This is a genomic window from Paracoccus binzhouensis, from assembly GCF_016446475.1.
In the GTDB taxonomy this organism is placed as follows: domain Bacteria; phylum Pseudomonadota; class Alphaproteobacteria; order Rhodobacterales; family Rhodobacteraceae; genus Paracoccus; species Paracoccus binzhouensis.
On sequence record NZ_JAEHFP010000001.1, the window covers coordinates 174,391 to 195,695 of the forward strand.

At 69.3% G+C, this 21,305-nt stretch carries 17 protein-coding genes; 11 read left to right on the forward strand and 6 right to left on the reverse strand.

Features of this window, described 5'->3' with window-relative positions:
- The first annotated feature begins 183 nt into the window (after positions 1-183).
- The 10 genes from nadA (at position 184) to I9P22_RS00885 (ending at position 16,773) form a co-directional block, all read left to right on the forward strand.
- Positions 184-1,236 carry a quinolinate synthase NadA gene (gene nadA / locus I9P22_RS00840; RefSeq protein ID WP_199257528.1) on the forward strand — a complete coding sequence of 351 codons (1,053 nt, stop codon included), beginning with the start codon at positions 184-186 and terminating at the stop codon, positions 1,234-1,236.
- A gap of 1 nt (position 1,237) precedes the next feature.
- The gene (locus I9P22_RS00845; RefSeq protein WP_199257529.1) at positions 1,238-2,803 is read left to right on the forward strand and encodes an L-aspartate oxidase; all 1,566 of its coding nucleotides are present in this window, start codon (positions 1,238-1,240) and stop codon (positions 2,801-2,803) included.
- Complete coding sequence (gene nadC, locus I9P22_RS00850; protein WP_199257530.1) at positions 2,800-3,651, forward strand: carboxylating nicotinate-nucleotide diphosphorylase; 852 nt, start codon at positions 2,800-2,802, stop codon at positions 3,649-3,651. The genes I9P22_RS00845 and nadC overlap by 4 nt, the downstream gene beginning before the upstream one ends.
- Positions 3,652-3,896: 245 nt before the next feature.
- Positions 3,897-6,293: a glycogen/starch/alpha-glucan phosphorylase gene (locus tag I9P22_RS00855; RefSeq protein ID WP_199257531.1), complete on the forward strand. Its 2,397-nt coding sequence runs from the start codon at positions 3,897-3,899 to the stop codon at positions 6,291-6,293.
- An 18-nt stretch (positions 6,294-6,311) separates the two neighbouring features.
- Entirely contained in the window at positions 6,312-8,507 is a 2,196-nt protein-coding gene (gene glgB / locus I9P22_RS00860; RefSeq protein ID WP_199257532.1) for a 1,4-alpha-glucan branching protein GlgB, read from the forward strand.
- Positions 8,508-8,550: 43 nt separating this feature from the next.
- Complete coding sequence (glgC, locus tag I9P22_RS00865) at positions 8,551-9,813, forward strand: glucose-1-phosphate adenylyltransferase (protein ID WP_199257533.1); 1,263 nt, start codon at positions 8,551-8,553, stop codon at positions 9,811-9,813.
- Positions 9,810-11,210: a glycogen synthase GlgA gene (glgA, locus tag I9P22_RS00870; RefSeq protein WP_199257534.1), complete on the forward strand. Its 1,401-nt coding sequence runs from the start codon at positions 9,810-9,812 to the stop codon at positions 11,208-11,210. The genes glgC and glgA overlap by 4 nt, the downstream gene beginning before the upstream one ends.
- On the forward strand, positions 11,210-13,303 hold the full coding sequence (gene glgX / locus I9P22_RS00875) for a glycogen debranching protein GlgX (protein ID WP_199257535.1): 2,094 nt from the start codon (positions 11,210-11,212) through the stop codon (positions 13,301-13,303). Before glgA ends, glgX begins: the two co-directional genes overlap by 1 nt.
- A complete protein-coding gene (locus I9P22_RS00880) occupies positions 13,296-15,131 on the forward strand; it encodes a 4-alpha-glucanotransferase (RefSeq protein WP_199257536.1) in 1,836 nt (611 codons plus the stop codon). The genes glgX and I9P22_RS00880 overlap by 8 nt, the downstream gene beginning before the upstream one ends.
- A gap of 10 nt (positions 15,132-15,141) precedes the next feature.
- Positions 15,142-16,773, forward strand: a complete 1,632-nt coding sequence (locus I9P22_RS00885; RefSeq protein WP_199257537.1) for an alpha-D-glucose phosphate-specific phosphoglucomutase — start codon at positions 15,142-15,144, stop codon at positions 16,771-16,773.
- Positions 16,774-16,803: 30 nt separating this feature from the next.
- On the opposite strand, the gene I9P22_RS00890 is transcribed toward I9P22_RS00885, so the two are convergent.
- From I9P22_RS00890 to I9P22_RS00915, 6 genes are all read right to left on the reverse strand, one after another.
- Positions 16,804-17,142: a carboxymuconolactone decarboxylase family protein gene (locus I9P22_RS00890; protein ID WP_199257538.1), complete on the reverse strand. Its 339-nt coding sequence runs from the start codon at positions 17,140-17,142 to the stop codon at positions 16,804-16,806.
- A 102-nt stretch (positions 17,143-17,244) separates the two neighbouring features.
- On the reverse strand, positions 17,245-18,387 hold the full coding sequence (locus I9P22_RS00895) for an alpha-D-ribose 1-methylphosphonate 5-triphosphate diphosphatase (protein WP_199257539.1): 1,143 nt from the start codon (positions 18,385-18,387) through the stop codon (positions 17,245-17,247).
- A 52-nt stretch (positions 18,388-18,439) separates the two neighbouring features.
- A complete protein-coding gene (locus I9P22_RS00900) occupies positions 18,440-18,676 on the reverse strand; it encodes a hypothetical protein (RefSeq protein WP_199257540.1) in 237 nt (78 codons plus the stop codon).
- A 198-nt stretch (positions 18,677-18,874) separates the two neighbouring features.
- A complete protein-coding gene (locus I9P22_RS00905; RefSeq protein ID WP_199257541.1) occupies positions 18,875-19,555 on the reverse strand; it encodes an NAD-dependent deacylase in 681 nt (226 codons plus the stop codon).
- 8 nt (positions 19,556-19,563) lie between these two features.
- On the reverse strand, positions 19,564-19,869 hold the full coding sequence (locus I9P22_RS00910; protein WP_408635137.1) for a hypothetical protein: 306 nt from the start codon (positions 19,867-19,869) through the stop codon (positions 19,564-19,566).
- A gap of 181 nt (positions 19,870-20,050) precedes the next feature.
- A complete protein-coding gene (locus tag I9P22_RS00915) occupies positions 20,051-20,236 on the reverse strand; it encodes a heavy-metal-associated domain-containing protein (RefSeq protein ID WP_199257542.1) in 186 nt (61 codons plus the stop codon).
- 116 nt (positions 20,237-20,352) lie between these two features.
- On the opposite strand from I9P22_RS00915, the gene I9P22_RS00920 reads away from it, so the two are divergent.
- Entirely contained in the window at positions 20,353-21,258 is a 906-nt protein-coding gene (locus tag I9P22_RS00920) for a DMT family transporter (protein ID WP_199257543.1), read from the forward strand.
- Positions 21,259-21,305 lie beyond the last annotated feature (47 nt).

The following is a 21,305-nucleotide window of genomic DNA, read 5'->3' on the forward strand; positions in this document are numbered from 1 at the left end:
CGCGTCCTTGCACGGGCAGTCCCGATCCGGGCCGAAGGCGTCGTCGCACTGCAGCATTATCGTTGCCCCAGCGTCATCCTTCCTTTAGGTAACGCGACTCACGACCCCGGCGGCACTGGTATCATCGCCCGGCCGCGCTATATCGGGGGCAGGCGCGACGCGGGCAGAGCCGGGGGGATCATCATGCTCGATCTGACGACCATTCGTGGCGAGCTGGCCTCGCATTACGATCTCGAGCCTTCGCTCGAGCTGGCCGAGCGCATGGCCGACATCCATGCGCGGATGGGCCGCGTCATGCCCTGGCCGGACTGGGCGATCCATGCGCCCTATGTCGCGGCGATCAACCGGCTGAAAAAGGAACGCAATGCCGTGGTGCTGGCGCATAACTACATGACGCCGCAGATCTATCACGGCATCTCGGACGTGGTGGGCGACAGCCTGGCGCTGGCCATCGCGGCCACGAAGGTCGAGGAACAGGTGATCGTGCAATGCGGCGTGCATTTCATGGCCGAGACCTCGAAGATCCTGAACCCGCAGAAGACGGTGCTGATGCCCGACATGGAGGCCGGCTGCTCGCTTGCCGAAAGCATCACCGCCGAGGGCATCGCCCAGATGCGGGCGCGCTACCCGGGCGCGCCGGTGGTCAGCTATGTCAACACCACCGCCGAGGTGAAGGCGGCCTCGGACATCTGCTGCACCAGCGCCAATGCGGCGCAGATCGTCGCGGCGCTGGATGCGGACACGATCATCATGACGCCCGACAAGTGGCTGGCGCAGAACGTGGCGAACAAGGTGCCGCAGAAGCGCATCGTCTGGTGGGACGGCGCCTGCATCGTGCACGAGCAATTCACCGCCCAGGACCTGCGCGACTTCCGCGACTGGAACCCGGGACTGAAGATCATCGCCCATCCCGAATGCCCGCCCGAGGTGGTGGCCGAGGCCGACTATGCCGGCTCGACCGCCAATATCCAGGACTGGGTCGAGGCCGAGCGGCCGAAGCAGGTGATGCTGGTCACGGAATGCTCGATGGCCTCGAACATCTCGGACGCCAATCCGGAGGTCGAGTTCCTCGGGCCCTGCAACATGTGCCCCTATATGCAGAAGATCACGCTGGAGAAGGTGCTCTGGTCGCTGCACACCATGACCGGCGTGGTCGAGGTCGATCCCCAGGTCGCGGATCGCGCCCGGCTGGCCGTGCAGCGCATGATCGACCTGTCGCAACGCCTGGCGGCCTGAGGTGCGCGAGGTCTCGACCGGCCGCGTCGTCATCGTGGGCGCCGGCCTGGGCGCGCTTTACGCGGCGCTGAAACTGGCGCCGCGCCCGCTGCTGATGATCTCGCCCGAGGTGCTGGGGCAGGGCGCAAGCTCGGCCTGGGCGCAGGGCGGGGTGGCGGCGGCCATGGACCCCACCGACAGCGCCGCGGCCCATGCCCGCGACACGCTCCGCGCCGGCGCCGGCACTGTCGATCCCGCCGTCGCCGAACTGGTCACCGAGGAGGCGCGGGCGCATATCCTGGACCTGACCCGGCTCGGCACCCCTTTCGACCGCAAGCCGGATGGCGGCTATGTGCTGTCGCGCGAGGCGGCGCACAGCTTCGCCCGCGTCGTGCGGGTGCGCGGCGACCAGGCCGGGGCCGAGATCATGCGGGCGCTGGTCGCCTGCCTGCGCGAGACCCCCTCGGTGCAGGTGCTGGAGGGAGTCATGGCCACCGGGCTCTGCGTCGAGGACGGCGCCGTCTCCGGGGTCGAACTGGCGCTTTCCGGCCCGCAGGGCTCGGCGCCGCTGCTGATCCGGGCCCCGGCGGTGCTGCTGGCGGGCGGCGGCTCGGGTGGGCTTTATGCGCTGACCACCAACCCGCCGCGCATCCGCGGCCAGGTGATCGGCATGGCGGCGCGGGCCGGGGCCGAGATCGCCGATGCGGAATTCGTGCAGTTCCATCCCACCGCCATCGATTGCGGCGAGGATCCGGCGCCGCTGGCCACCGAGGCGCTGCGCGGCGAGGGCGCGCATCTGGTCAACCGCCTGGGCGAACGCTTCATGCTGGCGGTGCATCCCGATGCTGAATTGGCGCCGCGCGACGTGGTGGCGCGCGCCATCTATGCGCAGAGCCAGGCCGGGTTGCGGCCGATGCTGGACACCCGCGCCTGCCTGGGTGACCGCATCCTGACCGAGTTTCCGGCCGTGGCGGGGGCCTGCGCCCGGGCCGGGATCGACCCGACGCGCGAGCCGATCCCGGTGGCGGCGGCAGCGCATTACCACATGGGCGGCGTGGCGGTGGACAGCGACGGCCGCGCCAGCCTCGACCGGCTCTGGGTCTGCGGCGAGGCGAGTTCGACCGGGCTGCACGGCGCGAACCGGCTGGCCTCGAACGGGCTTCTGGAGGCACTGGTCTATGCCCGCCGCTGCGCGCTCTCCATCGAGGCGCGGCTGGGTCCCGCGCAGGACGCGGCTCCGGTGACGTTGCCCGATCTGCCGCCCGGCCCGGTGCCCGACCCGGCGCTGGTCGCCCGCCTGCGCCGCGCCATGACCGAGGGCGCGGGCGTCTTGCGCGATGCCGCAGGCCTGACCCGCTGCCTGCGCGAGATCGCCGCCATCGAGGCGGCGCAGCCCGACTGCACGGCGCTGCTGAACATGACCGCTACCGCCACGCTGATCGCCGCTGCGGCGCTGATGCGGCAGGAAAGCCGCGGCGCGCATTGCCGCACCGACTTCCCGCAGACCGCGCCCGAAGGCCGCCGCTCGCGCCTGACGCTGCCCGAGGCGCTGGCCCTGCGCGCCTCGCTTGAACCGGAGACGACATGATCGAGATGCCCCCGCTGCCCGACCTAGTGCTGGAGCCGCTACTGCGCGCCGCGCTGACCGAGGATCTGGGCACCTATGGCGACATCACCACCCGCACGGTGATCCCGGCCGGCACCCGCTACCGGGCGCGGATCGTGGCGCGCGAGGCGGGCGTGGCCTCGGGGATGCAGCTGGCCGGCATCGCCTTCCGCCTGATCGACCCTGCGCTGGACTGGCGGCCGCACCGTCCCGACGGCAGCCGCTTCCAGCCCGGCGACACCCTGGCCGAGATCGAGGGCGAGGCGGCCTCGATCCTCTCGGCCGAGCGGGTGGCGCTGAACTTCGCCGGCCGGCTGTCCGGCATCGCCACCCAGACGGCGGCATTCGTGGCCGAGGCGGCGGGGACGAAGGCGCGCATCACCTGCACCCGCAAGACCACCCCCGGCCTGCGGCTGGTCGAGAAACAGGCGGTGCTGCATGGCGGCGGCTTCAACCACCGCTTCGGCCTGTCGGACGCGATCCTGATCAAGGACAACCACATCGCCGCGGCGGGCGGCATCCGGCCGGTCCTGCAGGCCGTGAAAGCCCGCGCCTCGCACATGATGCGGGTCGAGATCGAGGTGGACCGGCTCGACCAGTTGGCCCAGGTGCTGGAGGAGGGCGGTGCCGATGTCGTGCTGCTGGACAACATGGAGACGGCGGACCTGCGCGAGGCGGTGGCAATGACCGCGGGCCGCGTGGTGCTGGAAGCTTCGGGCAACATGCGACTCGGACGCGTGGCCGAGGTGGCGGCGACCGGGGTGGATTATATCTCGGTCGGGGCGCTGACCCATTCCGCCCGCACGCTGGATCTGGGGCTGGATTTCTGATCCAGGCAGAGGAAAACCGAAAATCCGGAAACGGTTCAGGGGGCTGAACTGGACATCTCGAAAATGACCGGCCGCGGCTCGGTGTTTCTGCGCCCGGCCGTCAGCGGGCGTTTCCGCCACGATCCGCCGAAAATCAGTTATCGCTAACATTTTCCCTTGCACCGCTTGCGGTCTGTCGTGCTTTAAGCAGAGTTGGGAAACGGCCCGGATTTCCTTGCGGGCACGATGACTGGACAGGGGAAAGCATGGCCAAGGACGAGATGCCCAAAAGCGATTTCCGCGACGCGATCCTGTGGCACCTGACCTATACGCTGGGCAAGGACCCGGATCACGCGCAGCTGTCCGACTGGCGGCTGGCGCTGAGCCATGCGGTGCGCGACCGTATCGTGGACTGCTGGATGGCCTCGACCCGCGCCACCTATCGCGCCGATGCCAAGCGGGTCTATTACCTGTCGATGGAATTCCTGATCGGCCGGCTGCTTCAGGACAATATCGTCAACCTGCAACTGGCCGACGAGGCGCAGGCGGCGATCGAAAGCTTCGGCCTCGCCTATTCCGACGTGCTGCTGGACGAACCCGACGCGGCGCTCGGCAATGGCGGCCTGGGCCGGCTGGCGGCCTGTTTCATGGAGTCGCTCGCCACGCTGGGCTGCCCGGCCTATGGCTACGGCATCCGCTACGAACACGGGCTGTTCCGCCAAAGCTTCGTCGAGGGTCGGCAGGTGGAAGCGCCCGAGGACTGGCTGGACCAACCCTTCGTCTGGCAGTTTGAGCGCCCCGAGGCGCGCTTCACCCTGGGCTTCGGCGGCCGGGTCGCGACCCGCGACGGCCGCGCGGTCTGGGAACCCGAGAACTTCGTGCAGGCCGAGGCCTATGACACGCCGGTCATCGGCTGGCGCGGAGCCTGGGCCAATACGCTGCGGCTCTGGGCCGGGCGGGCGGTGGATCCCTTCGACCTGGACCGCTTCAACGCCGGCGATTTTGCCGCCGCCGCCGAGGCCGAGGCGCTGGCGCGCACCATCTCGCGCGTGCTCTATCCCGAGGATTCGACCGAAGCCGGCAAGCGGCTGCGGCTGACGCAGGAATATTTCTTCTCGGCTGCCTCGATCCGCGACATCCTGCGCCGCTTCGAGGCCGAGCACGCCGATCTGCGCCTGCTGCCGCAGAAGGTGGCGATCCAGATGAACGACACCCATCCGGCCGTCGCTGCGCCGGAACTGCTGCGCATCCTGCATGACGAACGCGGCCTGCCCTTCGACGAGGCGCTGGCGATCACCCGCGGCTGCGTGAACTACACCAACCACACCCTGCTGCCCGAGGCGCTGGAAAGCTGGGGCGAGGGGCTGTTTTCGGACCTGCTGCCGCGGCATTTGCAGATCATCGACCGCATCGACGCCGAGGATGCACGCGCACATCCCGACCGCCGCAACACCGCGCGCGGCGATGGCAAGGTGCGCATGGGCGAGCTGTCCTTCATTCTGTCGAACCGCGTCAACGGCGTCTCGGCGCTGCATACCGGGCTGATGAAGACCACGGTCTTTGCCGACCAGCATCGCATCTGGCCCGACCGCATCGTCAACGAGACCAACGGCGTCACCCCGCGGCGCTGGCTGCTGGGCTGCAATCCGCGCCTGGCAGGGTTGATCACCCGCAGCATTGGCGACGGCTGGATCGGTGATCTGGAACAGTTGCAGGGGCTGGAACCCCATGCCGCCGATGCCGGCTGGCTGGAGGAATTCGCCGCCGTGAAGGCCGCCAACAAGGCCGACCTGTGCGACTGGATCGCCCGCGAGCATGGCGTGATGCTGAACCCGCAGGCGCTGTTCGACGTGCAGATCAAGCGCATCCACGAATACAAGCGCCAGCACCTGAACATCCTGGAAGCCATCGCGCTGTGGCAGGAGATGCGCGAGAACCCCTCGGCCGACTGGACGGCGCGGGTTAAGATCTTCGGCGGCAAGGCGGCGCCGGGCTATTTCTTCGCCAAGGACATCATCCGGCTGATCAACGACGTGGCCGCCGTCGTCAATGCCGACGCGGCCACGAATGAGAAGCTGCAGGTGATCTACCTGCCGAACTACAACGTCACCCTGGCCGAGCGGCTGATCCCGGCCGCCGACCTGTCCGAACAGATTTCCACCGCTGGCAAGGAGGCCTCGGGCACCGGCAACATGAAATTCGCCCTGAACGGCGCGCCGACCATCGGCACGCTGGACGGCGCCAATGTCGAGATCCGCGAACGGGTCGGGCCCGAGAACTTCTTCCTATTCGGCCTGACCGCCGAGGAGGCCGAGGCGCGCCGCGCCGTTCCCGACCATGCCGCGAAGGCGGTCGCCGGCGACCCGCGCCTGACCCGCGCCATTGAGGCGATCCGCAGCGGCGCCTTCAGCCCCGGCGAGCCCGACCGCCACGCCGGCCTTGTCGAGAACCTGACGCGGGCGGATTACTTCCTCGTCGCCTCGGATTTCGCCGATTACTGGCGGGCGCAGCGTGAGGTCGATTTCGCCTATGCCGACCGCAGCGAATGGACGCGCATGGCGGCGCTGAACGTGGCGCGCTCGGGCTGGTTCTCGTCGGACCGCACGATCCGCGGCTACATGCGGGACATCTGGAACGCGCAAAGCCTGCTCGGGCAGGCGTGAGGCCGCAAGGGGGGAACCATGGCGCAGATCGACCCCGACGACATCGCCGACCCCGCGGTGCTGGCCCGCATCGCCGAGGGGCGCTTCGACGATCCCTTCGCGGTCCTCGGCCCGCATGAGCGTGGCGGCGCGCGCCATGTCACCGCCTTCGATCCCGGTGCACAGGAAATGGCGGCGGTGATGGGTGGCAAGGCGCATCCGCTGCACCCGGTTGAGGGCTGCCCGGGCCTGTTCCACGGCAAGGTGCCCGGCACGGAACCCTATCTGCTGCGCGGCCACCGCGATGGCGAGGAATGGCTGGTCGAGGACGCCTATCGCTTCGGCCCGGTGCTGGGCGAGCTTGACGAATACCTGCTGGGCGAGGGCAGGCATCGCCATCTGTGGCAGGCGCTGGGGGCGCATGCCATGACCCATGAGGGCACCCGCGGCACCCATTTTGCCGTCTGGGCACCCAATGCCCGCCGCGTTTCGCTGATCGGGGATTTCAACGCTTGGGACGGCCGCCGCCATGTCATGCGCCGCCGCGGCGCCACCGGCGTGTGGGAGATCTTCATGCCCGGCCTGGGCGAGGGCACCGCCTATAAATACGAGATCCTCGGCGCCTATGGCGGTCTGGCGCAAAAGGCCGACCCGGTCGGCTTCGGCGCCCAGCACCCGCCGGCCACGGCGTCGGTGGTGCGCGACATCTCGGGCTATGGCTGGTCGGATCAGGGCTGGATGGGCAGCCGGGCCGAGGCGCAGCGCATCGACCGGCCGATCTCGATCTACGAGGTGCATCTGGGCAGCTGGCGCAGGAAGGACGGCGGCCGGCCGATCTCGTATCGCGAGGCGGCGGTGGAGCTGGTGGACTACGTCCGCGACATGGGCTTTACCCATATCGAGCTCTTGCCGATCAGCGAATATCCCTTTGACGGCTCATGGGGCTACCAGCCGGTCGGGCTGTTCGCGCCGACCATCCGCTTCGGCCCGCCGCACGAGTTCCGCGACCTGGTGAACGCCGCGCACAAGGCGGGGTTGGGGGTGATCCTCGACTGGGTGCCGGGGCATTTTCCGACCGATCCGCACGGGCTGGTGCAGTTCGACGGCACCGCGCTTTACGAACATGCCGACCCGCGCGAGGGCTTCCACCAGGACTGGAACACGCTGATCTACAATTACGGCCGGGCCGAGGTGATGAACTACCTGACCGCGAACGCGCTTTATTGGCTTCGCGAATATCACCTCGACGGGCTGCGGGTGGATGCGGTGGCCTCGATGCTCTACCGCGATTATTCCCGCGCCGAGGGGCAATGGATCCCCAACAAGGACGGCGGGCGCGAGAATTACGAAGCCATCGCCATGCTGCAGGAGATGAACCGCCTGACCTATGGCGAGGAACCGGGCATCATGACGGTGGCCGAGGAATCGACCAGCTACCCCAGGGTTTCGCGGCCGGTGCATGAAGGGGGCTTGGGCTTCGGCTTCAAGTGGAACATGGGCTGGATGAACGACACGCTGGATTACATCAAGCGCGAGCCGGTCCATCGCAAGCACCATCACCACCAGATGACCTTCGGCCTGCATTACGCCTTTTCCGAGAATTTCATCCTGCCGATCAGCCATGACGAGGTGGTGCACGGCAAAGGCTCGATGCTGGCCAAGATGCCGGGCAGCGAATGGGAGAAATTCGCCAACCTGCGCGCCTATTACGGCTTCATGTGGGGCCATCCGGGCAAGAAGCTCTTGTTCATGGGCCAGGAATTCGCCCAGGGGTCGGAATGGAACCACGATGCCGAGATCGACTGGGCCTGCATCGGCAACCCGCTGCATTACGGCATGCAATTGCTGGTGCGCGACCTGAACGCCCTTTATCGCAGCACGCCCGCGCTTTACGCGCGTGATTGCGACGGCGCGGGCTTCCAGTGGATCGAGGCGAATGACGCCGCCCATTCCATCTATGCCTGGATCCGGCGCGGTGGCCCGGGCGATCCCGAGGTGGTGGTGGTCTGCAACTTCACCCCGGTCGAGCGCAGCGGCTGGCGCATGGGCTTTCCGCATGTGGGCCTGTGGCGCGAGATGCTGAACACCGATGCCGAGGTCTATGGCGGGGCCGGGCGCGGCAATCTGGGCCGCGTCACCGCCCTGCCGGGCGAGAGCCATGGCCAGCCCGCCCATGCCGACCTGGTGCTGCCGCCGCTTTCGACGCTGATCTTCGTGAAGGACGATACGGTGTAACCATCCCGCGCGCAGGCGCCGGGTAAAGAGGGAGGGGATAGAGATGGCACCGCGTGAGGAAAGGCTTTCCAGACGATCCATGGCCTTCATTCTGGCCGGCGGCCGCGGCTCGCGCCTGCGCGAGCTGACCGACAAGCGGGTCAAGCCCGCGGTCTATTTCGGCGGCAAGTCGCGGATCATCGACTTCGCGCTGTCGAACGCGCTGAACTCGGGCATCCGCAAGATGGCGCTGGCCACGCAATACAAGGCCCACAGCCTGATCCGCCACGTCCAGCGCGGCTGGAACTTCTTCCGCGCCGAGCGCAACGAATTCCTCGACATCCTGCCCGCCTCGCAGCGCTATGACGAATCGATGTGGTATCGCGGCACGGCGGATGCGGTGGCGCAGAACATCGACATCATCGACAGCTACGGCGTCGATTACGTGCTGATCCTGGCCGGCGACCATATCTACAAGATGGATTACGAGCTGATGATCCGCCACCATGTCGAGGCGGGCGCGGACGTGACCATCGGCTGCCTGACCGTGCCGCGGGCCGAGGCCTCGGCCTTTGGCGTCATGGCGGTGGACGAGAACGACGTCATCACCAGCTTTCTGGAAAAGCCCAAGGACCCGCCCGGCACGCCGGACGATCCGGATGTGACGCTGGCCTCGATGGGCATCTACGTGTTCCGCTGGGACTTCCTGCGCGACCTGCTGATCCGTGACATGCAGGACGACAATTCCAGCCATGATTTCGGCAACGACCTGATCCCGGCCATCGTGAAGAATGGCAAGGCACAGGCGCATCGCTTTGCCGACAGCTGCGTGCGCTCGGACGGCGATCCGGTCTATTGGCGCGACGTGGGCACGGTCGATGCCTTCTGGCGGGCGAATATCGACCTGACCGACTTCAACCCCGAGCTGAACCTCTGGGACCGCGACTGGCCGATCTGGACCTATTCCGAACTGGTGCCGCCCGCCAAGTTCATCCATGACGAGCCCGACCGCCGCGGCAGCGCCGTCAGCTCGCTGATCTCGGGCGGCTGCATCATCTCGGGCAGCGAGATCCGCGAGTCGCTGCTGTTCACCCAGGTCCATACCAATTCCTATTCCAGCCTGGAGCGCGCGGTGGTGCTGCCCTATGCCAATGTCGCGAGGCACGCGCGTTTGACCAATGTGGTCATTGACCGCGCCGTCAGAATCCCCGAAGGGCTCGTGGTCGGCGAGGACCCCGACGAGGACGCGAAATGGTTCCGCGTCTCGGAAGGCGGCGTCACGCTGATCACGCAGGACATGCTGGATCGAAGGGAAGCGTCTTTATGAGGGTTCTGTCCGTCGCCTCGGAATGCGTGCCGCTGGTCAAGACCGGGGGCCTTGCCGACGTGGCGGGGGCGCTGCCGGCGGCGCTGGCCGGGCACGGCGTCGGGATGAGGGTGCTGCTGCCCGGCTATCCGGCGGTGCTGGCCGCGCAGGCCAAGGCGCCGGTGCTGCGCGAGATCCCGGAACTGTTCGGCGGCCCGGCCCGCATCCGGCGCGGCGCGCTGGGGGATGCGGTGCTTTACATCCTCGACGCGCCGCATCTTTTCGACCGGCCGGGCGGCATCTACCTGGGGCCGGACGGCCGCGACTGGCCCGACAATCCGCAGCGCTTCGCCGCGCTGTCCAAGGCCGCCGCGCTGATCGCCGCCGAGGGGGTCGAGGACTGGCGCCCGCAGGTGCTGCACCTGCACGACTGGCAGGCCGGGCTGACCCCGGTCTATCTGCGCCAGGCCGGGGTGCGGGACGTGCGGACGCTGCTGACCATCCACAACATCGCCTTCCAGGGCCTCGCGCCGGCGCATATGCTGTCGGCGCTGCAACTGCCGGCGCATCTCTTCAACCCGCGCGGCTTCGAATATTGGGGCAAGATCTCGGCGCTGAAGGCGGGGATCGTCTTTGCCGACAAGGTCTCGACCGTCAGCCCGACCTATGCCGAAGAGCTGATGACCCCCGAATTCGGCATGGGGATGGAGGGGGTGCTGGCCGACCGCGCCGGCGATTTCACCGGCATCCTGAACGGCATCGACCTGGAGGCCTGGAAGCCGCCCTATGCCGCGCCCGAAGGCAAGGCGCCGCATCGCGCCGCGCTGCGCAAGGAATTCGGCCTGCCCGAGGCCGAGGGGCCGCTTTGCGTGGTCGTCTCGCGCCTGACCGGGCAGAAGGGGCTGGACCTGCTGATCGAGGCGCTGCCGGCGCTGCTGGAAAACGGCGGCCAGCTTGCGGTGCTGGGCTCGGGCGACCCAGAGCTGGAAGCGGCGTTTTCGCAGGCCGCCATCCGCCATCCCGGCGTCGCGCTGCGGCTGGGCTATGACGAGCCGCTGTCGCGCCGCATGATCGCCGGCGGCGACGCCATCCTGGTGCCCTCGCGCTTCGAGCCCTGCGGGCTGACGCAGCTTTACGGGCTGCGCTTCGGCACCCTGCCGCTGGTGGCGCTGACCGGCGGGCTGGCCGACACCGTCATCAACGCCTCGGCGGCGGGGCTGGCTGCGGGCGTGGCGACCGGGGTGCAGTTCCACCCGGTCGATGCCCGGGCGCTGTCCCGGGCGCTGTCCCGGCTCTGCGCGCTCTGGCGCCAGCCTGCGGTCTGGCAACGCATGATGGGCAACGCCATGGCGCATCCGGTGGGCTGGGACGCCTCGGCCCGCGCCTATGCCGATCTGTTCGGGGCGATGGCCGCCTGATGACCCAGCTGCGCATCCTCGAGGGCCGGGCGGAACCGCTGGGCGCCACCTTCGACGGCGAGGGCGTGAACTTCGCCGTGTTCTCGGAACATGCGCGCCGGGTGACGCTGTGCCTGTTTTCGCCCGACGGCCGGACCGAGACGCACCGGCTGGACCTGCCGGAACGCGACGGCGACGTCTGGCACGGCTATATCCCCGGCCTGCGCCCCGGCCAGCTTTACGGGCTGCGCGCCGACGGTCCCTATGCGCCCTCCGAGGGACACCGCTTCAATTATCACAAGCTGCTTCTCGACCCCTATGCCAAGCGGCTGACCCGGCATCCGGTCTGGCACGACGCGCTGATGGGCTACACGGTCGGCGCGCCCGAGGCCGACCTGAGCTTCGACAAGCGCGACAGCGCCCGCTTCATGCCGCGCTGCGTGGTCGAGGATCCGTCCTTCGCCTGGGGCCCCGACCAGCCGCCGCACCGCGACATCGCCGAGACGGTGATCTACGAAGCCCATGTCAAGGGCTTGACCGAAGCGCATCCCGATGTCCCGCATCGCGGCACATTCCTCGGCCTCGCCTCGGACCCGGTTCTGGAGCATCTGCAGAACCTGGGCATCACCGCGCTGGAGCTGCTGCCGGCGCAGGCCTTCCTGAACGACCGTTTCCTGCTGGAAAAGGGGCTGGTGAACTATTGGGGCTACCAGACGCTCGGCTTCTTCGCCCCCGACCCGCGCTATCTGGCCAAGGGCCAGATCGCCGAGTTCCAGCACATGGTCGCCCGGATGCACGCCGCCGGCATCGAGGTCATCATGGATGTGGTCTACAACCACACATGCGAGGGCAACGAGCTTGGCCCGACGCTGAGCTTCCGCGGCCTCGACAATCGCAGCTATTACCGGCTGCAAGAGGATCCGCGCTATTACATCAACGACACCGGCACCGGCAACACGCTGAACGTGAACCACCCGATGGTGCTGCGCATGGTCATGGACTCCTTGCGCTACTGGGTCGAGGTCATGCATGTGGACGGCTTCCGCTTCGACCTCTGCGCCACGTTGGGCCGGCGGGTGCGGGGCGGCTTCGACCGCAGCGCCTCGTTCTTCGACGCGATCCGGCAGGACCCGGTGCTGACCCGCGTGAAGCTGATCGCCGAGCCCTGGGACATCGGCCCGGGCGGCTATCAGCTGGGCGGCTTCCCGCCGCCCTTCCTGGAATGGAACGACAAGTATCGCGACGGCATCCGCCGCTTCTGGCGCGGCGATGCCCGGCAGGTGCCCGAGCTGGCCGACCGCATGGCGGGCTCGGCCCGGCAGTTCGACCATTCCGGCCGGCCCGCCACGGCCTCGGTGAACTTCCTGACCGCGCATGACGGCTTCACGCTGATGGACGTGGTCAGCTATTCCGAAAAGCACAACGCCGCCAATGGCGAGGAGAACCGCGACGGCCATTCCGAGAATTTCTCGGACAACATGGGCACTGAGGGGCCCAGCGACGATCCCGCGATCCTGGACGCCCGCGCGCGGCGGCGCCGCAACCTGCTGGCGACGCTGCTTCTGTCGCAGGGCACGCCGATGCTGCTGGCAGGGGACGAGCTGGGCAATTCGCAGGCCGGCAACAACAACGCCTATTGCCAGGACAACGAGATCGGCTGGGTGCAATGGCAGGGCGTCGACCCGGCCTTCCTGGACTTCACCCGCCGGCTCATCGCCTTTCGCCGCGCCCATCCGATCCTGCGGCAGAAACGCTTCCTGCATTCGCGCCCGCGCCTGACCGACGGGCTGCCCGACCTGTTCTGGCTGCGCCCGGACGGCGCGCAGATGACCCCGGCCGACTGGGGCAACCCCGAGCTTCGCGTGCTTTGCGCCGAGCTGCGCATGGCCGCCGGCACCCCCGAATACGCGCAGCGCGAGGAGGCGATCTTCCTGGTCTTCAACAACGGCGAGCCGCTGGAGGTGGTGCTGCCCGAGCGCCCCGAGGGCTGGCGCTGGCGGCTGCACCTGGACACCAGCCGCCCCGACCTGGCCCCGCATGTGGTCGAGGCCGAGCGGCTGGCGGTGGACGGCCAGTCCGTGCTCGCCTTCGATCTGGAGCGCGCGGATGACTGACCCGCGCCTGACCCTGGCCGGGCGCATGGGCGTGCTGCCGGGCTTTCACGACCTTGCCGGGCAATGGCGCGAGACCTCGGTCGAGACGGCGGTGGCGCTGCTTGCCGCCATGGGCCTTGCAGCGCCGACCGCGGCCGAGGCGCAGGCGGCGCTGGACGACCATGCCGACCGCTTGCCGCAGGACGTGATCTGCGCCGCCGGCGCGCGCCCGGACCTGGCCCTGGGCGACTGGCAACTGACGTTCGAGGATGGCACCGAGGCCGAGGGGAACGGCCCGCTGCCCGGGCTGCCGCTGGGCATCCACCGCCTGCGGGCCGGGGGCCGGGACTATACGCTGCTCGCCGCGCCGCCGCGCCTGCCGGGGCCGGCGCGCTGCTGGGGGCTGGTCGCGCCGCTTTACGGCATCTCGGAAACGGGTATCGGCAGCTATGCCGACCTTGCGGCGCTGGCGCGGGGTATGGGCGAGACGGGCGCGGATTTTCTGGGCATCAACCCCGTCCATGCCGGCTTTCCGACCGAGCCGCAGCTGTTCAGCCCCTATACCCCTTCGCATCGCCGGCGGCTGAACGTCATCCACCTGCCCGGTGGTCCCGGCACCCCCGGTCCGCGCATCGACTATGCCCGCGACATCCCGGCCCGCATGGCGGCGCTGCGGGCGGAATACGACGCCTTTCCCGGCGATCCCGGTTTCGACGCCTGGCAGGCGGCGGAGGGCGAGGGCCTGCAACGCTTCGCCCTGCATCAGGCGCTGTCGGCGCGATTGGGGGCCTTCTGGGGCGACTGGCCGGCGACGCTTGCCTCGCCCGACACGCCCGCCGCCATCGCTGCGCGGGCGGAACTGGCCGGCGAGATGCGCTTTCACGCCTGGCTGCAATGGCGGGCCGAGCGGGCCTTGGCGGCGGCCGGGCGGGCGGCGCGCGACGGCGGCATGACGCATGGGCTCTATCTCGACCTCGCCGTCGGCACCCATCCCTTCGGCGCCGAGACCTGGGAGGATCGCGCGAGCTTCGCCTTCGGCGCCTCGCTCGGTGCGCCGCCCGACGCCTTTGCGCCGCAGGGGCAGAACTGGTCGCTGGCACCCTTCAACCCCATGGGCCTGCGCGCCCAAGCCTATGCGCCGCTGGCCGAGACCCTGCGCCGCCAGCTGCAATTCGCGGGCGTGCTGCGCATCGACCACATCCTGGGCTTCGAGCGCGCCTATTGGGTGCCCGACGCTGCCCCCGGCGCCTATGTCGCCATGCCGCGCGACGCCATGCTGGCCGTGGCCCGGATCGAGGCGGCGCGCGCCGGCAATGCGGTCATCGTCGGCGAGGATCTGGGCAATATCCCCGAGGGGCTGCGCGAGGCGCTGGCGGTCTCGGGCATCCTTGGCTGCCGCGTGGCGATGTTCGAGCGCGACGGCTGGCATCCGCCCGCCTTCCGCCCGGCCGAATCCTATGACCGCGACGCCATCGCCAGCTTCTCGACTCACGATCTGCCGACCTGGCGCGGCTGGCGGCAGGGCGCCGACATCGCCGCCCGCGCCCGCATCGCCGGGCAGGAAACCGCCGCCGGGCAGCAAGAACGCGCCGAGGAGGTCGCCGCCTTCGACCGGCTGCTGCCCGATCCCGGTATCGACGCGCTACACGGCTTTCTGGCCCGCACGCCGTCGCGTCTGGTGGCGGTGCAGGCGGAGCTGCTGCTTGACATGGCCGACCAGCCGAACCTGCCCGGCACGGTCGGCGAATATCCGAACTGGCAGCTGCGCCTGCCGGTGGCGGCCGGGGATTTCCCGGCATTGCCCTCGGTCGCGCGGACTGCCAGCATCATGCGCGACCACGAACGCTAAGGAGAGGTCCATGACCGTTCACACCGTCCCGACCCAGCCCATCGCGGGGCAAAAGCCCGGCACCTCGGGCCTGCGCAAGAAGACCCCGGTCTTCATGCAGCCGCATTACCTGGAAAACTTCGTGCAGGCGATCTGGAACGGCACCGGCGGCGCCGCGGGCAAGACCTATGTGCTGGGCGGCGACGGGCGCTATTTCGGCGACCGCGCCGCGCAGGTGATCCTGCGCATGGCCGCGGCCAGTGGCGCGAAGAAGGTGATCGTCGGGCAGGGCGCGCTGCTTTCCACCCCCGCGGCCTCGCACCTGATCCGGCTGCGCGGGGCGGATGGCGGCATCATCATGTCCGCCAGCCACAATCCCGGCGGCCCGACCGAGGATTTCGGCGTCAAATACAATATCGGCAATGGCGGCCCGGCCCCCGAGCCGGTGACCGAGGCGATCTTCGGGGCCACCAAGACCCTGACCGAATACCGCATCCTCGACGCGCAGGACGTGGACCTGTCCCGGCCGGGCACCACGACCCTGGGCGGCATGGAGATCGAGGTCGTCGATCCCGTCGCCGACTATGCCGAGCTGATGCGCTCGATCTTCGATTTTGGCAAGATCCGTGCGCTGTTCGCCGACGGCTTCCGCATCCGCTTCGACGCCATGCACGCGGTGACCGGCCCCTATGCCAGGGCGATCCTGGAAGGCGAGCTGGGCGCGCCCGCGGGCTCGGTGGTGAATGCCGTTCCCAGTCCCGATTTCGGCGGCGGCCATCCCGACCCGAACCCGATCTGGGCCAAGGACCTGATGGAGGCGATGTTCGGCCCCGACGCGCCGGATTTCGGCGCCGCCTCGGATGGCGATGGCGACCGCAACATGATCGTCGGCCGCAACTGCTACGTGACGCCCTCGGACAGCCTGGCGGTGCTGGCGGCGAATGCGACGCTGGTCCCGGCCTATGCCGGCGGGCTGAAGGGCGTGGCGCGGTCGATGCCGACCTCGCGGGCGCTGGACCGGGTGGCGGAAAGCCTGGGCATCGCCTGCTACGAGACGCCGACCGGCTGGAAGTTTTTCGGCAACCTGCTCGATGCCGGCCGCGCGACGCTCTGCGGTGAGGAAAGCGCGGGCACCGGCTCGGACCATGTGCGCGAAAAGGACGGGCTCTGGGCGGTGCTGTTCTGGCTGAACCTGCTGGCCGAGCGCCGGCAGCCGGTGGCCGAGATCATGCAGGACCACTGGACGAAATACGGCCGCAACTACTATTCCCGCCACGATTACGAGGCGGTGGATGCCGCCGCCGCCGGCGAGCTGATGGCGGCGCTGCGCGCGCGGCTGGCCGATCTGCCCGGCCGGACCGCCGCCGGGCTGCGCATCGAGGCGGCGGACGAATTCGCCTATGACGACCCGGTGGACGGCTCGCGCAGCGAAGGCCAGGGCCTGCGCATCCTGACCGAGGGCGGCGGCCGCATCGTGCTGCGCCTGTCCGGCACCGGCACCGAGGGCGCGACGCTGCGCGTCTACCTGGAGCGGCTGGAAACCGATCCGGCCCGGATGCAGGACGACCCGCAGCAGGCGCTGGAGGGCATCATCGCCGCCGCCGACGAGATCGCCGGCATCGGCGAGCGCACCGGCCGCAGCCAGCCCGACGTCATCACCTGAACCGGCCCGACGCCGGGCGCGGCAGCGGGATCAGCCTGCCGCCAGCTCGTCCCAGCAGGCCAGCGCGTGGCCGGCATACATCATGCCCGGCCCGCCGCTCATCTGGATCGCCATGGCCAGCACCTCGCCCAGTTCCTCGCGGCTGGCGCCGGCCTTCATCAGCGCCTCGACATGGAACAGGATGCAGGGCTCGCAGCGCTGCACGACGGCCATGCCGAGCGCGACCATCTCCTTGGTCCTGAGGTCCAGCGCGCCGCCGTCATGCACGGCCCTGGACAGCGCGCCGAATCCCTGCATCGCTTCGGGGATGGCCTTGTTCATCGCCCGCAGCTCGCCCCGCATCGCGTCGATCCTGGCTCTGTAGCCCATGGCTTGCCCTCCTTTTTCCGGCAGGCAAGCCCTAGCCCTGCCGCAAGCGGTGCGGCTTGATCCAGATCAAGGCATATACGAAATTACGAAGGTAAGAGGGGATTAGACGCGGCGACCGCGCACCCAAGTCTCGCGCATCACCGGGGTGTCGTCCATCATCGCGAAGCGGATCAGGTCGGCGCGCAGCCCCGGCGCGATCGACCCGCGATCCGCCAGTCCTGCCGCCTGGGCCGGATTGGCCGTCACCGTCGCCATGGCGCGCGGCAGGTCGTCCCAGATCCGCGCCAGGATCAGCGCCCCGGTCAGCAGGGCCGAGGGCACGTAATCCGAGCTGAGGATGTCCAGATGCCCGGCCCGCGCCAGGTCGGCGGCCGAGACATTGCCGGAATGGCTGCCGCCGCGGATCAGGTTCGGCGCCCCCATCATCACCATGATGCCATGGGCGTGGCAGGCGGCCGCCGCTTCGGGTGTGGTCGGGAATTCGGCCAGCCGCACGCCATGGCCGGCCGAAACCGCGACATGTTCGGCGGTGGTGTCGTCATGGCTGGCCAGCACTGCGCCCAGCCGATGCGCGATCTCGACCGCTGCCGCCTCATGCGCATCGCCGAACCGGGCGCGCAGGGCCTTGAGCCGGGCGACGTGATCGGAGAATTCCGCGTCCGAAAGCTTGTATTTCCCCTGCACGTATTGCGCGAGCTTGGCGATGTCGCGGAACTGGCGCTGGCCCGGCGTGTGGTCCATCAGGCTGATGATGCCGACCCGGTCCTCGGGGCCGAACTCGTCCAGTTCCGCCAGCAGGGTTTCCGAGCAGACCTCGGCGCGCAGGTGGAGGAAATGGCTGATCCGCAGCACGCCGCGGGCGCGGATGGCGGCCAGTTCATGCGCCAGCTCGCGGGCATATTTGTCGTAATCCTCGTCCGGTCCTTCGTTGGGGATCGAGCCGACGCGCATGGCGTCGAAGATGGTTGTGATGCCGCAGCCCGCCAGTTCCGCGTCATGCGCCAGGATGGCGCCGGCATGCGGCCAGTTCACGCCGGGGCGCGGGCGCATGTGCCGCTCCAGGTTGTCGGTATGCAGCTCGACCATGCCGGGGGCGAGGAAGTCGCCGCCCATGTCCAGGGCGCCGGCGGGGATGGCCGCGCCCGGCAGGATCTCGGCGACGGCGCCGTCCTCGATCACCACGGCGCCGGGAGTCACGGTCTCGGGCAGGATCAGGCGGGCATTGGCAAGGATGGTTCGGGTCATCGGGCTTTCTTCGTCATGGCCGCGCGCAAGGGATCAGGCCCGGCCGGCCGGGTCAAGACCCGTCCTTGGCCGCGGTCGCACGCATGATCGTAGCCGAGGGGAAGACGAAGCGCACGGCCGAGGAATCCGGAGCCCAATGGTTCACGCGCACGCCTTCGGAACGCGAGCCGAAATCGGGGCCGGGCAGCGGCGTGCTGCGCAGGTGTCGCTGGATGCCCGGCCCGTCCAGGGTAAACTCGAACCAGCTCTCCGCCTCGCCGGACCAGAATTGCCGGCGCGAGTAACTCATGACGCTGGCGACGTAGCGCCCGTCGGGCGCTACGTCGCGGACTCGCCGGTGCGGCTGTCGATCCAGCGCACCCAGACCGCGAAGGCCAGATACAGGGCGCCAAGCAGAGCAGCCAGCGCGGCGAGGACCAGAGACAGACGGCGCATGACTCTTACCCGATCCGGGAAGGAAACGGTTCATCAGGGGAAAACGGCGCCATCAGCCGCAAAGCGCGTCCACCCAGGCAGGCACCACCTCGGTCGCGGGGCCGGTGCGATGCTCGGCGAAATCGCCTGCGACGGCCGAGGCGGCCAGGTTCAGCTCGACGGTCAGGGCGCCGGCGCGGCGGGCGTGCTGGGCAAGGCCGGCGGCCGGCCAGACCTGGCCCGAGGTGCCGACGGCGGCGAAGATCTCGGCCTGTTCGACCGCGGCCCAGATCCGGTCCATGTGATAGGGGATCTCGCCGAACCACACGATGTCGGGTCGGGTCCGGGGCTGGCCGCAGCCGGGGCAGGGGTCCAGCGCCCGCATCACCAGCGCGGCCGGCCAGCGATGCCCGCAATGCGCGCAAAGCGCGCCCAGCAGGCTGCCATGCATGTGGATCACCTCGGGCGAGCCGCCGCGCTCGTGCAGGTCGTCGACATTCTGGGTGATCAGCGTCAGCTCGTGATGTCGCGCCAGCCGCGCCAGCGCCCGATGCGCGGCATTGGGCTGGGCGCGGGCGGTATCGGCGCGGCGCATGTTGTAGAAGCGATGCACCAGCACCGGGTCGCGGCGGAAGCCCTCGGGCGTCGCCACGTCCTCGATGCGGTGCTCCTCCCACAGGCCATCGGTGGCGCGGAAGGTACGGATCCCGCTTTCGGCCGAGATCCCCGCCCCGGTCAGCACCGCGATGCGCATCGGCCGGCTCAGCGCGCGCAATAGGCCTCGGCCGCGGCGGCGAAGTTCTTGTAGCGCGCCCAGAAGGCGTTGTCGGCGTCGCTTTTCGACATGCGCACCTTCTGCGCCTCGTCCGCGTCGCGGAAGAAGCGCGCGGCGCGGCGCTGGTCGGCGCGTGACAGCGTCTGGTCGGCGACCTGCTGGATGCAGCCGCAGACCTGACCGTTGCGCGCGCCGCGATCCGAGCGCACGCAGGCGGAATCGATCGGCCCTGCCACGGCAAGCGGCGTGGTCAGGACCACCGCGGCCGCGGCGATCATCAGGCGGTTCATCATCTCTGTCTCCTCGCTCGTGGCGCGGCAACGGGGTCGGACACCCTCTTTCGGCCGCGCATCTTGTCCGGCGAAGCTTAGCAGAAGCCGCCTCTCGGCTCAATCGCGCGGCCGTGACCACGGATGGCGGGTCGGGCCGCGCCGATACCCAAGATATGCGGGCCGGGCTGCGCCCGGCGCCGGCTCAGGCCGGCTCCGGCGTATAGCCGGCCTCGCGAATCACCGCTGCCGCGCGGGCGGGGTCCAGCCCCTCGACCGTGACGCTGCGCGCCGCCAGGTCGGCTGCTGCCCGGCCGCCCGCCTCGGCCACCGCCTTCTCGATGGCCGCCGTGCAATGGCCGCAGCTCATGTCCTCGACGCGGAACTTCATCGGTGCATCCTTTTCCCGCTGCTTCCCCGGTTCCGGGCCTTCCGCCCGTCCGGGAACCGGCCTATGATCGCGGTCCGGCGCCGCGGGCGCAACTCCCCCTCACGAGGCTGCGACCGATGGTCACCGAAAACTTCCGTGGCGCGATCCTGATGGTCGTCTCGATGGTGCTGTTCGCCTTCGAGGACATGTTCATCAAGCTGCTTGCGGCCGAGCTGCCCTATGCGCAGGTGCTGGGCCTGATCGGGCTTCTGGGTTTCCTGGCCTTCGGCGCCATGCTGAAGCTCAAGGGCGGGCGGCTGTTCACCCGCGACCTCACCCGGCCCATCGTGCTGTTCCGCGGGTTGATGGAGGCGGTGGGCTCGATCGGCATCGTCGTGGCGCTGGCGCTGACGGAACTTTCCTCGACCTCGGCGATCATGCAGGCGCTGCCCCTGGCCATCGTGCTGGGCGCGGCGCTGTTTCTGGGCGAGCCGGTCGGCTGGCGGCGCTGGAGCGCGATCATCGCGGGCTTCCTCGGCGTGCTGCTGGTGATCCGGCCGGGGCTGGCGGGGTTCCAGCCGGTCTCGCTGATGGCGCTGCTGGCGGTGCTGGGCCTGGCGGCGCGCGACATCGCCACCCGCCGCGTGCCGGCGCATATCCATTCCGACCAGCTGGCCGCCTCGGCCTTCTTCGCCATCCTGATCGCCTCGGTGCTGATGGGGCTGGTGCTCGGGCAGGATTTCGTCATGCCGAGCCCGCGGCAATGGCTGCTGTTCCTGGCCTGCATCACCGTCGGCGTCGGCGGCTATGCGCTGCTGGTGACCGCCACCCGGCTGGGCGAGGCCTCGGCGCTCGCGCCCTATCGCTATGCGCGGCTGGTCTTCGCCCTGATCCTCGCCTTCCTGGTCTTCGGCGAGCGTCCGGACGCGCCGACGCTGACCGGCGCCGCGATCATCGTCGCCTCGGGCTGCTACACCATGTGGCGCGAGGCGGCGCTGCGCCGCCGCCGGCTGCGCGGGGCCGGTTTCACCACCATCTCCTGAACCGGCTCTCGAACCCCCTTTCCGCAACGCCAAAGCCCTTGTATAGC

What these genes read in the sequence shown, in the direction of transcription:
- I9P22_RS00885 (WP_199257537.1), top strand. Translation starts at nt 15,142, where the DNA reads ATGACCGTTCACACCGTCCCGACCCAGCCCATCGCGGGGCAAAAGCCC.
- glgX (WP_199257535.1), top strand. Translation starts at nt 11,210, where the DNA reads ATGACCCAGCTGCGCATCCTCGAGGGCCGGGCGGAACCGCTGGGCGCC.
- nadA (WP_199257528.1), top strand. Translation starts at nt 184, where the DNA reads ATGCTCGATCTGACGACCATTCGTGGCGAGCTGGCCTCGCATTACGAT.
- I9P22_RS00915 (WP_199257542.1), bottom strand. Translation starts at nt 20,236, where the DNA reads ATGAAGTTCCGCGTCGAGGACATGAGCTGCGGCCATTGCACGGCGGCC.
- glgC (WP_199257533.1), top strand. Translation starts at nt 8,551, where the DNA reads ATGGCACCGCGTGAGGAAAGGCTTTCCAGACGATCCATGGCCTTCATT.
- glgA (WP_199257534.1), top strand. Translation starts at nt 9,810, where the DNA reads ATGAGGGTTCTGTCCGTCGCCTCGGAATGCGTGCCGCTGGTCAAGACC.
- I9P22_RS00920 (WP_199257543.1), top strand. Translation starts at nt 20,353, where the DNA reads ATGGTCACCGAAAACTTCCGTGGCGCGATCCTGATGGTCGTCTCGATG.
- I9P22_RS00895 (WP_199257539.1), bottom strand. Translation starts at nt 18,387, where the DNA reads ATGACCCGAACCATCCTTGCCAATGCCCGCCTGATCCTGCCCGAGACC.
- glgB (WP_199257532.1), top strand. Translation starts at nt 6,312, where the DNA reads ATGGCGCAGATCGACCCCGACGACATCGCCGACCCCGCGGTGCTGGCC.
- I9P22_RS00890 (WP_199257538.1), bottom strand. Translation starts at nt 17,142, where the DNA reads ATGGGCTACAGAGCCAGGATCGACGCGATGCGGGGCGAGCTGCGGGCG.
- I9P22_RS00905 (WP_199257541.1), bottom strand. Translation starts at nt 19,555, where the DNA reads ATGCGCATCGCGGTGCTGACCGGGGCGGGGATCTCGGCCGAAAGCGGG.
- I9P22_RS00900 (WP_199257540.1), bottom strand. Translation starts at nt 18,676, where the DNA reads ATGAGTTACTCGCGCCGGCAATTCTGGTCCGGCGAGGCGGAGAGCTGG.
- I9P22_RS00880 (WP_199257536.1), top strand. Translation starts at nt 13,296, where the DNA reads ATGACTGACCCGCGCCTGACCCTGGCCGGGCGCATGGGCGTGCTGCCG.
- I9P22_RS00910 (WP_408635137.1), bottom strand. Translation starts at nt 19,869, where the DNA reads ATGATGAACCGCCTGATGATCGCCGCGGCCGCGGTGGTCCTGACCACG.
- nadC (WP_199257530.1), top strand. Translation starts at nt 2,800, where the DNA reads ATGATCGAGATGCCCCCGCTGCCCGACCTAGTGCTGGAGCCGCTACTG.
- I9P22_RS00855 (WP_199257531.1), top strand. Translation starts at nt 3,897, where the DNA reads ATGGCCAAGGACGAGATGCCCAAAAGCGATTTCCGCGACGCGATCCTG.